General features: G+C 61.2%; 4 protein-coding genes. 2 read left to right on the top strand and 2 right to left on the bottom strand.

Annotated features, from left to right (window positions below; all coding sequences use genetic code 11):
* Positions 1–35 precede the first annotated feature (35 nt).
* Both AC07S6_RS22415 and AC07S6_RS22410 read right to left on the bottom strand, forming a co-directional pair.
* Positions 36–1,454 carry an amino acid permease gene (locus tag AC07S6_RS22415; protein WP_495113078.1) on the bottom strand — a complete coding sequence of 473 codons (1,419 nt, stop codon included), beginning with the start codon at positions 1,452–1,454 and terminating at the stop codon, positions 36–38.
* A 345-nt stretch (positions 1,455–1,799) separates the two neighbouring features.
* Positions 1,800–6,392: a coiled-coil domain-containing protein gene (locus tag AC07S6_RS22410; protein WP_495113077.1), complete on the bottom strand. Its 4,593-nt coding sequence runs from the start codon at positions 6,390–6,392 to the stop codon at positions 1,800–1,802.
* Positions 6,393–6,573: 181 nt separating this feature from the next.
* On the opposite strand from AC07S6_RS22410, the gene AC07S6_RS22405 reads away from it, so the two are divergent.
* Both AC07S6_RS22405 and AC07S6_RS22400 read left to right on the top strand, forming a co-directional pair.
* The gene (locus AC07S6_RS22405; RefSeq protein ID WP_495113076.1) at positions 6,574–9,663 is read left to right on the top strand and encodes a transglycosylase domain-containing protein; all 3,090 of its coding nucleotides are present in this window, start codon (positions 6,574–6,576) and stop codon (positions 9,661–9,663) included.
* Between the two features lie 157 nt (positions 9,664–9,820).
* Positions 9,821–14,911, top strand: a complete 5,091-nt coding sequence (locus AC07S6_RS22400) for an NEL-type E3 ubiquitin ligase domain-containing protein (protein WP_495113075.1) — start codon at positions 9,821–9,823, stop codon at positions 14,909–14,911.
* The last annotated feature ends 162 nt before the right edge of the window (positions 14,912–15,073 follow it).

The following is a 15,073-nucleotide window of genomic DNA, read 5'->3' as shown; positions in this document are numbered from 1 at the left end:
ACGGCCCGCCTGCTGCGGCAGGCCGTTGCAACAGGTTAAACCGAGCGCGTTGCAGTGCTATGGGTAGCCGTTGGCTGCAATTTGAACACATGGTAAAGCACAGTCAGCAATACCAGGAACGCAGGCCCCACATACAAGGCCACGCGGGTGTCCGGGAAGTACGCCATCATGCCCACCACCAGTACCAGGAACGCCAGCGCCAGGTAGGAGCTGACCGGGTACAGCCACATGCGGTACTTGAGGCCTGCCTGCTCGGCAGGGCTCAAACCTTTGCGGAACTTGAGCTGAGCCAGCAGGATCATCAGCCAGGTCCAGATCGCGCCGAAGGTGGCGATGGAGGTCACCCAGACGAACACTTGGTCCGGTACCAGATAGTTGAGCAATACGCCGAGCAGCAAGGCAAAGATTGACAACAGCAGCGCCTTGCGCGGCACGCCATTGCTGGAGGTCTGGCCAAAGGTAGCTGGCGCCTGGCCGTTCTGCGCCAGGCTATAGAGCATGCGCCCTGTGCTGAAGATACCGCCGTTGCAGGAGGAAAGCGCGGCGGTGATCACCACGAAGTTGATGATGCCGGCAGCAGTCTTGATGCCAAGGCGCTCGAAGGTCATCACGAACGGACTGCCCTGGGTGCCGATTTCATTCCACGGGTAGATCGACAGGATCACGAACAACGCGCCCACATAGAACAACAGGATGCGCCAAAACACCGAGCCAATGGCGCTGGGGATGGTCTTCTGCGGGTTGCGCGCTTCACCGGCGGTGAGACCGATCATCTCAACGCCCAGGTAGGCGAACATCACCATCTGCAATGACATCAACACGCCCTGCACGCCATTGGGCATGAAGCCGCCATGGGCCCACAGGTTGGAAATGCCCAGTGCAACGCCGTCATTGCCGAAGCCGAAGGCAATGATGCCGACGCCGCCGATCACCATGGCAATGATGGTGACGATCTTGATCAGTGCAAACCAGAATTCGAACTCACCGAAAGCCTTTACCGCGATCAGGTTGATGGTGCCCATGCTGATCAGCGCCGCCAGGGCCCAGATCCAGCGTGGCGTGTCGGGGAACCAGACGCCCATGTACACCGCGACGGCGGTGATTTCCGCGACGCAGGTCACCAGCCACAGGAACCAGTAGTTCCAGCCGGTGAGAAAACCCGCCAACGGCCCGAGGTAATCCTGGGCATAGCGGCTGAACGAACCGGCCACGGGGTTGTGTACCGCCATTTCACCGAGGGCGCGCATGATCACCAGAATGGCCAGGCCACCGATGATGTACGAGAGCATGATCGCCGGGCCGGCCATTTCAATCGCCTTGGCCGAACCCAGGAACAGGCCCACACCGATGCAGGCGCCAAGCGCCATCAGGCGAATATGCCGTTCACCGAGTTCGCGTTTGAGCGGTCCGCCTTGAGCGGTCTCGCCAGGGGGCAGTGGTTTGCCGACAGGCATAGGGATACAACCTCATTTTGTTATTGGATTAAGCCACCGAGCCTGTGGTGCAGCAGCGTGTAGGCCGATACACCGGCTTGACCGGGTCTGCCTCGTGGGCAAACCCGCCTGGCGGGCGTAGGCGGCCAGGTCAGCGGGGCGTCAGTATAAAAAGCAAGCGGTAGGATATTTCACTCTATAAACACACAAATTTGGCGATATGCCCCGTAAAAAAGTCCTTGGACGGGGGAAGTACCAGGCCTCTAGACCGGCCTTCCCAGGGTAAAACGGCGCAGAGTATTGCATAACCTGTTACGGGTTAGGCTCGCTCATCCACCGCAGGCATGAGCGAACTGACCCCTACAATCAATCAACACTAAAGAACAAGCGCCTGGCCAACAGCCTCGAAATGCTCGTCCGTTCGATCTCCAGGGTCTGCTGTACACGGCCGGTCTGGCCGGTGCGAATCCGCGCGAACGCCTGGGCTTCGGCCTGGGCCTGGGCCTGGCGCCCGAGGCGTTCCTGTTCAGGGCTCTTGAGGTGGGCAGCGGTGTAGTGGTCGTCCGGCCCCTCGCGGTTTTCATAGTGAAAATGCGCGTAACACAGAGGTTGCTCACTGTGTGCATCCAATACCGCGTACACCTGCATAAAGTCCCGAGGCTTATCCTTGACGGGCACACGCCCGCCCTCGCGGATGATGCGAATTTCATTGAGCCCATGCAGGAAGTCCACATCTTCGGCGCGACTCAACTTCAACTTGCTTGCTCGCACGCGGGCTTCCACCCCAGCGGCTTCCAGACGTGTCGCAGCGGCACGCAGGTCGCTGGCGCGTACCCTGGCATTGTTCAACTGGGTCGCCGCCAGCCGTGACAAGTTCAGGCTGCGCAGCTTTTTATCGATATCTGCGGCAACCATCCGTCGGCTGTTGGCTTGTGCCGCCAGCAAAGCTTGCAGAGAGGAAGGCTCACATTGGCTGGATAACGCCTGCACCTTGAGGATGGCGATATCTACATCCGCCAACAAACGCTGGCCCTTGTTCAGCAGCGCGCCCAATTGTGGGTTGGCCGTGCGCCGGGCTTCAGGCTCAACCGGCTCCCATATGCCGTCTTCAGCCTCGGTGAAGGTGGCAAGCACACTGCCTTTGTCATCCACCAGCTCTGCCGTACCCGCTGGCGTCTTGATGCGTGCCACATAAACATCCCGGTTACGGGTGCGGATGATCTTTTTGACCCGCGCCCCTGCTGCGCTGGGCGGCCTGGATTGTCTGGGTTGTCTGCCGCCAGGCAACGGTGCCAGCAGATCAGCCAGTTGCCCATCGACTTGCTGGTGCAGGTCGGCCAACAGCGCCTGCAGCTTTTCCAGGTTGGGCAAGTCAAAGGTGTCCGGTGCCATGGCTCGCCAGAACTGAATATGGTCGTCGGTCACCGCGTAGACATGACTGAGGCTTTTAAGCAGTTCGATACGCTCCTCAACAGTGGTGGTCAGGTTCTCCAATTCGGCCAGGGAGCGGCTGGCCCAACGGGCACGATTGATCACCCGGTTCAAGCTGTCGAAAAACTCTGCTTCCAGGGGCGGCCCTTCAATGTCGATGGTGATGCCCCACAGCGTGGTGACCTGCAACGCCTGCAAATCCAGAATGGAGGGGCGCGAAGGCAGCTGTGCGTCCAGCGCCCGGGCTTTGTCACGGCCCAGGCGCGGTACGCTGTTCAACTGCTCCATATAGGCGCTTTCCAACTTGCGATTGCTGATAGCTGCGTCCTCGGCCGTCACCTGTTCGCGCATGTTTTTTTCCAGGTTGGCATGGGCCTGACGGTTAAGGTCGGAGCCGGCTTCGTCATCGGTTTCGTCTTGCAGCAGATCCAACAAAGGTTTGATCCGCCGATTGATCTGGATCATGCGCTCACGGGTGTCAGCGTCCATCAATCGCAAGGTGAGAATCAGCGACTCGAGTATTTCACACAGATTTTCCTCGTAACGGGGACGGGGCTTGATTGCCCGCAGACGCATGAGCAGTTGCAGTTCCTTCTCGGAAAACTCGACCTTGTTGCGCAGTTCCTGCTGGTAACGCTGCTCAAGCCTGGCAAGCTGTTGGGCGTCGATTTTATCTTTGGACTCAACCACCAGCTTGCGCGCCACCTGCATGGCGGCAGCCGCTTTGGCACGCGAACGTCCAGCCTCACGATACTGTTCTTCAAGGCGTGGCAGTGAAAGCTCCAGCGCCTGCAACTGAGCCTCCATCGCCGCATCGGCATTGCCGCCGACCAAGCGCAAGCGCCCATCGAAATCCCAATGCCCGTCCCCCAACGGCTTGAGCCACGGCCCTTTCTGGGCACCATCGGCGCTGATCACCCGCCACGCGCCCGACTCGTCCACCACCCGATAAAGATGCCCACGCACCAAGGCTCGCCATTGCGGCGGCGAATAAGCGGTGTCACGCAACAAGCCACGGCGCGGGCCGCTTGACTCGGCGTGGTCCCAGCCGCCTGAGAACGCGCCCAGGCTCAAGGTACGGGCCCGTGCATGTTGCGCGGCGGTCAGGGTATCGCGGGCGTTACTCCACCGGGTCGGCGAGCTGAACGTCGCGGGCGGTGCGCCACGTGTGGGCACCCTGGTGGTGGCAGTGGCTCGGGCCAGGGGGGCGAACACCGGATGCTCCAGCTGCAATGGCGGTAAAGGATCATGGGGCGTGGCTTGATGGGCAAGGACAACCATCAGATTGCTTAACACGTCCATGACCGCTTTGTTCCTGACCTGTTCATCCTGGCTGGCCAAGTCCTGAATGTCTTGTTGCAGGCTGTCGATCAGTTGCACCAGCCACCCCCCCAGTTGCAAGGGCCCGCTGGCAAACGGCAGGACGCTGCCGAACAGCAGCCACCCCACCTCTTTGAGCCTGGCCCAGCGCTGCTCGGCATTCGATACCGATTGCCGATCCGCCAGAGCCACCAGGGCCTGGGCCGTGCCCTCAAAGACCGGGCTGCAAGCGTCCTCGTCGTTCAATTGTTTGCTGAGCTGGACCGGGGCAGGTTTCTCGTACAGCGTAAATTCATCACCGGGTAAAAAGCGGCGGATATGCGGTTCAAGGAAGCCGCCGTTGGCATACACCGCCTGGCGTGCCGGGGCGAGCCACGTCAGCACGTCATCCTGCAGCGGGCCGTTAGTCTTGATGGCGTCAAACAAAGCCTTGATCGACTCGAACCCTTGCAACATCGGCTTGAGCAAGGGCCGGTACAGCAGATGAACGCCAGCGCTCCCGGTAGCAGGCCCAATGATGAAGTGATTAGTGACCACATCCTGCGCAGCCTCAGGCGAAGCCTTGAATGCCAGCGGCCACAACGTCATCGCCTGGCCTTGCACCTTGCGCTCGGCAAGGCTGGCTTGCAACGCGGCCTGTACGCGGTCGACACCTTCCTGAGTCAGGCCGTGCTCACCTTTGAGTTTCAGTTCCAGCGCCAGCATCGGCAGTTGCACCCGTAACTGGCGGGTGAACAACCCTGAGCGACGACTGCGTTCCAGCGGGTCATCCAGCAGTTTTTTCTTCAATAGATCCGGGTAGGCCTGGCCCACATCGGCTTTTTCCACACAACCTTGAAGCAGGCCATAGGTCAACCACTCGGGGGCTTGGGCACCCTTGAGGGTGATCTCGATGACGGTGTGCGGGAAGCCGGCCAGGTTTTCCAGGGCCAGCTCGGTCAGGCTCACCGTGACCGGGTCGACTTCACCGGCGACAAAGCCCCCTGGGACTGGAATCGCCGCAGCGATCACGCGGTTGAAGGTCAACTGAACGTCGGCGGGCCGTACTGTTTTGGTGGCGGGTTCGGCTTGCAGGCAAGTGCGCAAGGCCCGGTCGGCAAACACCTGAATTGAATCAATACCGTCCAGAAAATGTTGCCGGCCACTGTGCTCACGGGCCAGCACCAGCGCCTGGACCAGACGTGCGTAGGTGATGCTGTCGTCACGGTTGGCATGGACCAGCCACAACGGCAGGGCCTCACGCAGCTTGCGCTGGCCTGCACTCAGGTGCGCAACAAACCAGCGGTGGGGGTTGGTGATGTACGCAAGCAACGCTTGGTGCTGGCCCGGCGCGAGGGGCAGGTTGCGGTCGATGCGATCGATTTCCCGCAGCTGCAGCGCCAGGTAACTGGCGGCCAACGCATCGAAGGGATCGCTTTCCACGTCCTGGGCAAACCACTGTTCAGTGTCGGCGTCTTCGGGCACATAGGCCGGTAACAGCGCCGCCACATCGTCGATGCTGCCCAATGGATGAACACCGCTGGCCGGGCTGAACAGCAATGTCTGTTGCCCGTGGCTGAGGATCAGCAACGGCAACATCAACGGCGTCGCGCCAGCCAGGAACACCGCCTGTACACGCAACGCCTCACCGTGGGCGCTCCACTCGCGGTCGGGCCGCGTCGGGTGCAGCAGGGTCTTGGGGAACAGCCGGGCAAATCCTTCGTCATTGAAACCGGGTGGTTTGCCGGCATCGTACAGCAACGTCAGCAGATCATCCGACAGGTAGCCCCAACGCGTCATCTCCACCGGCAACGCCTCACGCCACCAGGCTTGCAAGCGCTGTGCATACGCCCCCAACAACCCCGCGCCGCAGCGATTGAGCAGCGGCTCCAGCTCGCTGAGGGTCGGGCCACCGACCACAAATACTTCCCGCACGCGCTGCACCACGACGTGATAGTCCGCCACCAACAGCAAGGGCTTGCTGCTGGCCAAGCGTTGCAGCACCCACTCGGGCAAAGACCGGTAGGCCAGCGCGTCGTCGTCATCGGTCGGGGTGGCGATGTAAATCAAGCCAACCTGCCCTTTTCCCGCGCCCAAATGCTCGTCCAGATAAGCCTGGACACTGTCGTTCGCGACTGTGAGCAGGCTCGGCGGCTCGCCGAACAAGGTTTGGATTTGCTCAATGGTGGCTTGGCGCGGCGAGCCTGAAGCGGTGTCGGAAAGGGTCATGGCAGAGCTCTATGATGGTTTAAATCACGAACGCTACCCGCTGCCATCCTGGCGACGCGGTAGTTATTTACTCTCCCGTCTGACGACTCGATCTTTAGCGCCCTACAAACTTCGTAGTGCAGTCAATCAGCGTCTACGCTTCAGACAAGTCCGATCAATCTATAAGAATGGTCAATCGACTATGGGCGCACTGTGGCAAACCGACTCACACCAGGCGCAAGCTGACAGCCCGTCAGCCACGCCGCTGGCAAAAAAACTCAAACCCGCCCAGTCGTGGCGCCGGCTGTACTGGATGATTCTGTTAATGGCCCTGATCGCCCTGGGGTTTGCCGCCACCCGTGAAATGCACACGGCCCACTGGCAAGCCCGCACATTCAGCCAGTGGGCGGCCCAACTGACCTACACGGTGGCCCCCGGCGCCAGCGATGCCATGGTGTACCCCGACGACGGTCCGTTCGATCGGCGCCTGGGCTACAGCGCCCTGGGTGAGTTCCTGCCGCGCCTGCTCAAGCGCAACTATCTGATCGAATCCCAGGCGCGCTTTTCCGACGCGCTGATGGGCTACAGCCGCCATGGCCTGTTCATTCCCTATGCCGAAAAGCTGCAAGCCGGATTGACCATCACCGACTGCCGCGCCGCGCCGCTTTATCAATTCAACTATCCGCCTCAGCTGTATAAGCACTTCAACGAGGTGCCAGCGCTGATGGTCCACAGCCTGCTGTTCATTGAAAACCGCCAATTGCTCGACCCTGACCCGCCCCAGGCGAACCCCGCCGTGGACTGGCCGCGCTTTGCCAAGGCTGCCTGGTCGCAAGTCGCCCGTCAGTTGCACCTGCCAGGGCAATCGGCGGGCGGCAGCACCCTGGCGACGCAATTGGAGAAGTACCGCCACTCCCCGGACGGCTTGACCCTGTCGGGCAGCGAAAAGATCCGCCAGATGCTGTCCGCCAGCGTACGCGCCTACCAGCACGGGCCCGAAACCCTCACCGCACGGCAAAACGTAGTGCGCGACTACCTCAACAGCGTGCCCCTGTCGGCGGTCCCTGGGCACGGCGAAGTGCATGGCATCGCCGAGGGGTTGCGGGTGTGGTACGGCGCCGAGTTTGCCCAGGTCAACCAGGCCTTGAACGACACCGCACAAACCCCGGCCAGCCTCGCAGCGCGCGGCCTGGCGTTGCGCCAAGTGCTCTCGCTGATCATCGCCCAGCGCCGCCCCTCCTATTACTTGACCAAGGGCCGTGACGACCTGGTGCAACTGACCGACAGCCACTTGCGGTTGCTGGCGCAAAATGGTGTGGTGCCGGCCGAATTGGTGACGGCGGCGCTGGCAAGCAAGGTCAGCTACCGTGATTGGCAGCAGCAGCCAACCCTGCAAAAAGTCGAGACCAACAAAGGTATCAGCGTCGCGCGCAGCCGCCTGGCCGCCCTGCTCGACCGCCCACTGTACGACCTGGACCGCCTGGACCTGTCGGCCACCAGTACTTTGCAGGGCCAGTTGCAAGAGCAAGTCACCACCTACCTCAAACGCCTTGCCGCCCCTGACTATGCCGCCGAAGTCGGGTTACTCGGCGAGCGCTTGCTCACCCCGGCGAGTACCCCGCAGGTACGCTACAGCTTCACCTTGTTCGAGCGCACCAACGACGGCGCACGGGTACGGGTGCAGACCGACAACACGGACCAACCCTTCGACATCAACAACGGCAGCAAACTGGAACTGGGCTCCACCGCCAAGCTGCGGGTGCTCACCACTTACCTGCAAATCGTCGCCGAACTGCATGAGCGCTACGGCGCCGCAACACCTGCGGCACTGAAAAAAATCGAGGTTGCGGAGCAGGACCGCATCAGCCGTTGGGCCGTCGATTACCTGCTCCAAAACCCCCGAAAATCCCTGGCCGACATGCTCGACGCTGCGCTTGACCGCACCTATTCGGCAAGCCCGGGCGAGAGCTTTTTCACCGGTGGTGGCCTGCACCGCTTCCATAACTTTCGCAACGAAGACAATGGCCGCAACCCGACCCTGCGCGACGCCCTGCGTGAATCGATCAACCTGCCCTTTATCCGCCTGATGCGCGATCTGGTGCGCTACACCACCTACACCAGTGCCAACAACAGCGCGCATTTGCTCAAGGACGACAACGAGCCGCGCCGTCAGGAATACCTGGCGCAATTCGCCGACCGCGAAGGCACCACGTTCCTGCTCAAGTTCTGGAAGAAATACCAGAAGAAGGACACCCAGGGGCGCCTGGAAACCTTCCTCGACAGCCTGCATCCCACGGCGATCCGCCTGGCCGCGGTCCACCGTTATCTGCTGCCGGAGGCCAGCCGCGACAGCTTCAACAGCTTCGTGCGCGCGCGCCTGGCCGGCACCAAGGGCGAGCAGACGCTGACCGACAAGCGCCTCGATGCACTCTATGACAGCTACGGCCCCGGCGCCTACGACCTGCCCGACCAGGGCTATATTGCCAAGGTGCATCCCCTGGACCTGTGGTTGCTGGGCTACCTGATCAACCACCCGGAGGCGACGTTCAGCGAAGTCGTCAAGGCCAGCCAGTTCGAGCGTCAGGAGGTCTACAGCTGGCTGTTCAAGAGCCGCCACCAGAGCGCACGCGACAGCCGTATCCGCACCATGCTGGAGATCGAAGCGTTCCTGGAGATTCATCAACGCTGGAAGGACGTAGGCTACCCCTTCGACCATCTGGTGCCGTCCCTGGCGACCGCCATCGGCAGCTCCGGCGACCGCCCTGCCGCACTGGCCGAGTTGATGGGCATCATCCTCAACGATGGCGTGCGCATCCCGGTACTGCGCATCGACAGCCTGCACTTTGCCGCCGGTACACCGTACGACACCCGCGTGATCAACGACCCCGACCGGGCGCATCGCGTCATGCCCTCCGAAGTTGCCACGGCCTTGCGCGGCGCGTTATCCCAAGTGGTGGACGCCGGCACTGCAAAACGCGTCGCCGGCAGTTTCAAACAGGCCGACGGCACACCACTGGCCATGGGCGGCAAGACCGGCACCGGCGACAACCGCATCGAAGCGATCGGTTCGGGCGGACGCATCATCAGTTCCAAGGCGATCAACCGCACCGCCACTTTCGTGTTCTACATCGGCGAGCGCCACTTCGGCACACTCACTGCGTTCGTACCGGGCAGCTCGGCGCAGGGCTTCAAGTTCACCTCGGCGTTGCCGGTACAAGTGCTCAAAGGCATGGCACCGCTATTGATGCCTTATCTGCAAGGCGAGAGTCAGAGCGCATGCCTGCCTCGATGACAGCCGCACCAGGGTGGTAACCCGCTGTAGCTTACTCCTGGTTTATTGATCCAAAACGCCCGTTTCCCGGGCCCTGGGGTTTATTTTTCAAGCTTATTTTCAAGCATTCAGCTGAATAGACTCCAAAGCCTTTAAAGGACTATTCAGGTTAAAAGAAATGCCCATTTTGCTCCCCCCAGCCACGACGGACAGTTTTCAGGGCCGCCATATCGAACACCTGAAAAACGCCGTGCCCGACTGGCTCACAGGCGCGTCCCTGGCGCGTATCAACACGCTCAAAACCGCAAAACTGCCCTTGGCGCGGCCTTATCCGCACGCTCCCACCGAAGCTCACTCACCACTCAAACAGGCCATTGCCGAGCATTGGCGGGCCCAGAACACCCTGGACAAACGCCTGGGGGATATCAACGATCTCTACGCGTTTGCCGAGCCGTTACTCAAAGCGGCTTTGTTCACTGACTACGGCGACATTGACGTCAAGAACACCTTTTTGCGCCTGTATACCGATGCCGCCCTGGCCTGGTGGACGGTCAATGTCACACGAGGGGTACACAGCAAAACCCTGTCGTTGCTGGATGCCGCCCTGAGTAACTTTTCCGCGAAAGACCGTTTTGTCGATTTTGCCTTTCTCAGCGCACAAGACCCACGTGGGCAACAAGACATCCTGCATTTCCCCCATCGCCGCACGGGCGTGCGACTCGACGCAGACACCTTCAAGAACATCTGCCGAAGCCTGGACATCGGCGCTCGTTACCAGGCCAGCCTCCGGCAACGACTGGGGTTCGATAACCCGCCCGTTGCAGTCGCCGTGCGCGATGAGGCTGTCAGCGCCCACAAGGCCGCCCTCAAGAGCGCGGCCCATCTGGCGCAACTCAAAGGCGATCTGCGCGCCGATGCACTGGAGACCGTGCGGGGCTTGATCGAAGAACGCGCCGACGTGCGGCTCGATGGCCTGCCCATCAACAGTTACAACCTGAGCCTGCTGGATTGCCCACTCACGGGCATCCTGCTGTTCATGGCACAACCCGCCAGTGGCCGGCTCATTGCGTATGTACCGGGAGACCCTGAACACCCCGTCAAGGAATACCCCGACCCCATCGCTTTTGTACGAGAACTGACCCGCCAGTTGAAGGGCAGCTCCATGCAAACCACTGGCCCCTACCCGCAGTTTTTCAGCCAGTTTGTCCCTCACCAATTGCGCGGCCGGTTTTTCGCACAGCTCAATGCGCGACTCAGCCAGAAGACCGAACGGCCCACCCTGCAATTTCGCCTGCAGGACATCACCGAGGATTATCAGAACCGCTCGGACGACCCGGCCGCCGACAACCTGTGGCGTTACCTGTACCGTGTCCAACTGAACAAGATCGTCAATGACGCCAGGGACATGGCAGTGTCCACAGCCTACGTCGATCACCTGGCCCGTTGGGCCTGGTGGGATAACTTGCAGCAGGTGCTGTCGGACTTGCTCAATGCCAGCCTACTGCTGATCACCCCCTTTGTGCCCCTGGTGGGAGAACTGATGTTGGCCTACACCGCCTATCAAGTGCTCGATGAGGTGTTTGAAGGCATTGTCGACTGGTCTCAAGGCCAGCGCACGGAAGCGGCACAACACCTGCTCGACGTGGCGCAGAACCTGATCCAGGCAGCGCTCTTTGCCGGCGCGGGAAAACTCGGTGAGGTCATCCAGCTCAAGCCTTCGTCGTTTGTCGACGGCCTGCACCCGGTGCGCGTGCCCGACGGCCAACTCAAATTATGGAACCCGGACCTGCGCCCCTACGCGCGACAGGCGCATGGCCTGCCTGCCGACTCGCTGCCGTCGCCATCGGGCCTGCATGAGCATCAAGGCAAGCATCTGCTGGCACTGAACGGCGAGCACTATGAGGTGTTGCCCGACGCCGATACCGAAGAGCATCGGATCAACCACCCGACACGCACGGATGCTTATCGCCCGCAGGTATTTCTCAACGGTGACGGCGCGGTATTGCATGAAGGAGAGCAGCCGCAAACCTGGGACAGCGCCACCCTGATGCGTCGCCTGGGACATCGGGTCGAAGGTTTCACCGATCAGCAGCTGGAACAAATGCGCCGGGCCAGCGGCACCGACGAGGCCGTGTTGCGCGCCATGCATCTGTACCACGAACCCATGCCGCCGCTGTTGGCGGGCACGCTCAGGCGCTTCGAGGCACAGGCTTATCCGGCCATTGCCAGCGAAAGAATCCGCACCGGCCAACCGCTGGCGTCGGACCCTTCATCAGACTGGTTCATACAAACGGTCACCGAGCTGGACGGCTGGCCCTCTGACAAAGCCATCGAAGTGTTCCTCAACCCCGACTTGTCGGGACGCAGCATCAAGGTCGGTAACCCCGACGCAGCCTCGGCAGACACCTTGCCCCTCAGTTTTGCTCAAGTGATGTCGGGACAGTTGCCCGAACATGTCCTGGGATTTCTCGATGAAGAAGCGAGCCGCCGACTGCTGGGTGGCGACATTGCTCAATCGCAACGGGTGCAACACCTGCGAGATCTACTGGCAGATCACGTGTTGCACTGGCGCCGGGATTTCACCGACAACGTGTACCGGCAGGTATGGGAAATGACGGACGACCCGGAGCACTTGCTGTTGCGCCAATCCTTCCCACATCTGGATACGGCCATGCAGACACGCCTGCTCAGTACTGCCAGCAGCGAAGAACATACAAGCATGGCAGAGCAACGCTTGCCCTTGCGCCTGCATAACCAGGCCCGTGAACTGGACGTGGCCGCGCAGTCGGTGCAGGCCTTCGAAGGGTTTTATGCGGCACCGCCCTTGCCGGTCGCCACCGAGCGGATGGCCCTGAACACCCTCAAGGTTCACAGCGACAGCTTTGCCGACCTGCACCTTCAAATCCGCGAGCAGACGCCCACCGGCACCTTGCGTTGTGAGGCCGGCCCTGTCGAAGCGACGATTCGACGAGTCCTGGTGCCGACCGTACGTGGCTATGACCTGTTCGATGAAGCGGGCACGCGGCTGTCCTCCCACACAGACCTGTATGAGGCGGTGCTCGGTACATTACCCGCCGATAAAGCCCAGTCGCCGGGTTACCACCCAGGCCAAGGCGCGCAACTCAAACAGTGGCTGATGGACCAGGTCGCATCACTGGCCGAACGGCGTGTGGTGCTGGCCGAGCCACCGACCTACCGTCGGGCCGACCGAGAAACCGTGCAACTGCTGGGCGGCGGCGGTGTGAGCCGCCGCGCCGAGCCCCCTGTCGAAACCTACGCTCAACATGCCCGGCAAACGTTGCAGCTGCTGTTTCCCACACTCGACGAACAGCGCCTTGAGCTGTTTATCGACAGCGTCCCTCCTCGACACCTGCGCAATCTGCTCAACGAGCTGACCGAAGAAAAACAACGCCTGCATGTCGAGCTGCAAACCTGGAAAGACAGCCCGACACAACACGCCAGAGGCAGTCGAGATGACCGTGTGCAACGAGCCAGGAGAAGACATTTAGCCGTGGCCATCGAGCGATGCTGGGGCGATCGATTTGCACAACACACCGATGCTTACGGCCACCCTCAAAGCGGTGCCCGCCTGGATCTGCACCATTGGCCCTTGCCATCGACCCTGCCTCGACTGACCGCCAATTTCGAACATGTGACCGCCCTGAACCTGAGCAATACCGAATTTGGCCCAGCACACAGCGACTTTCTCAAACACTTCCCCACCCTGCGCAGCCTGGACTTGCACGACAACAAGCTCATGGAGCTTCCGCCGGCGCTGGTGCACATGCGTTTACTCAAAGACCTCGACTTGAGCGGCAATGACCTGACGTTCAGCCCCGACGATATTCGCAGCCTGAGGAAAGCCCGTCGCCTGGAACGTCTTGAACTGAGCAACAACCCGCTGGTACTCGCACCCGACATCAGCCTGATGCCTGCGCTACGCCACCTGGGCTTGAGCCGCACGGCGATCACCCAATGGCCACGCGGCCTGTTCGCCCACCCGCGTGCTGACGAATTTTTGCTCGATCTGCGCGCCAATCCCATCGACGCGCTACCGGACGCCACCGCAGGCACGCCCAAGGCTCGTGTGATTGCCCGCGCACGCCTGGATCGAAACGCCCTGACGGTCGAGGCGCTTACCCGTTACGAACACTACCGGACCGCTGCCGGCCTGGACCCCAACCGCACCTACGAACCCATGGGCAACAGCGGCCCATGGATGCTGGAGGCTGACGCGCAAACCCGCCCCATCGCCGAGCAGGTATGGAATGCGGTTGAACACGAGCATGGATCCCAGGGTTTCTTCGAAGTCATCCGCTACCTTGAACTTCCCGAGTTCTTTGAACAGGCCGAGGACCGCCTGCGCTACGACAACAACCGCAGGGCCATGACGCAAAGGGTCTGGCGACTGATACGCGCCGCCCATGAAGACACCCCGTTGCGCGAACGACTGTTCAAGATGTCCAGTTTCCCAGGCCTGTGCGCCGACGCCGGTGCGCAGATATTCAATGAGATGGGGATCGAGGTCATGGCCAGCGAAGCCTTGCGTTACTCACAAGACGCCGCCGAGTGTGAAGAAAAACTCGTGACCCTGGCCAAAGGCAGTGCGCGCCTCAAGCTGTTGGGCAAGGTGGCTGGTGAAGACATCGCCCAACGCGTGCGACCGGTGAGCGAAGGCGGGCAGGGACAACGGTTCAGGTCGGATGTACGCGACGGCGTGCCAGGAGAGGTCGACGAAGTCGATGTGCATCTGGCCTACCAGACCGACCTGGCGGCCAGGCTGGATTTGCCCTGGGTCTCCAACCACATGCTGTATCGCGCAACGGCCAACGTCAGCGAGGAGCAAATCAACCAGGCCTACACCCAGGTGCTGGCGCTGAGTGAAGGCGACGGGCTGGTCAATCAAATGTTGCTGGAACCTTATTGGGAACAGTATCTGCGCAACAGCCATGACCAGGCATTGCGCGACAACGACCAGCTGTATTCCACACGTTTTCTGCAACTCGATGACCTGCAAACCGCGCAGGCCCAATGGGCGCGAGCAGACGAGCTGACAGCGGAAAAAAAAGCCCTGCTGCGCGACACATTGCGCACGCTGGGCGAAGCGCTCCAGGCCCCGGACAGTGTGGTATTTGCCGACGAGCCCATGTCCGATGAGGTGTATAACGGGCTGCTCAACGACCTCGGGTACAAGGAAAAGGAATGGCTGCGCCAACTGACCCGCCAGGCCCTCGCCCGTGACACGGGGCGCAGCAACCGCGCTTCGTAAGCAGGCACACGATGCGCGGCCCTGCCTAACGTTGTGTGCGACACCGAACCTGCGGCGAGGGCGCTTGCTCCCGTGACGGCCTGCCAACTGATACGTATCCCACTGATGGTCGCGGTGTGAATATGGAAGGGGCTAAGTAGTGGTTATGTATGCCTGGACTTT

It is taken from the genome of Pseudomonas sp. GW821-FHT07B01, assembly GCF_059419065.1.
This window is presented reverse-complemented; position numbering and strand designations above follow the sequence as displayed.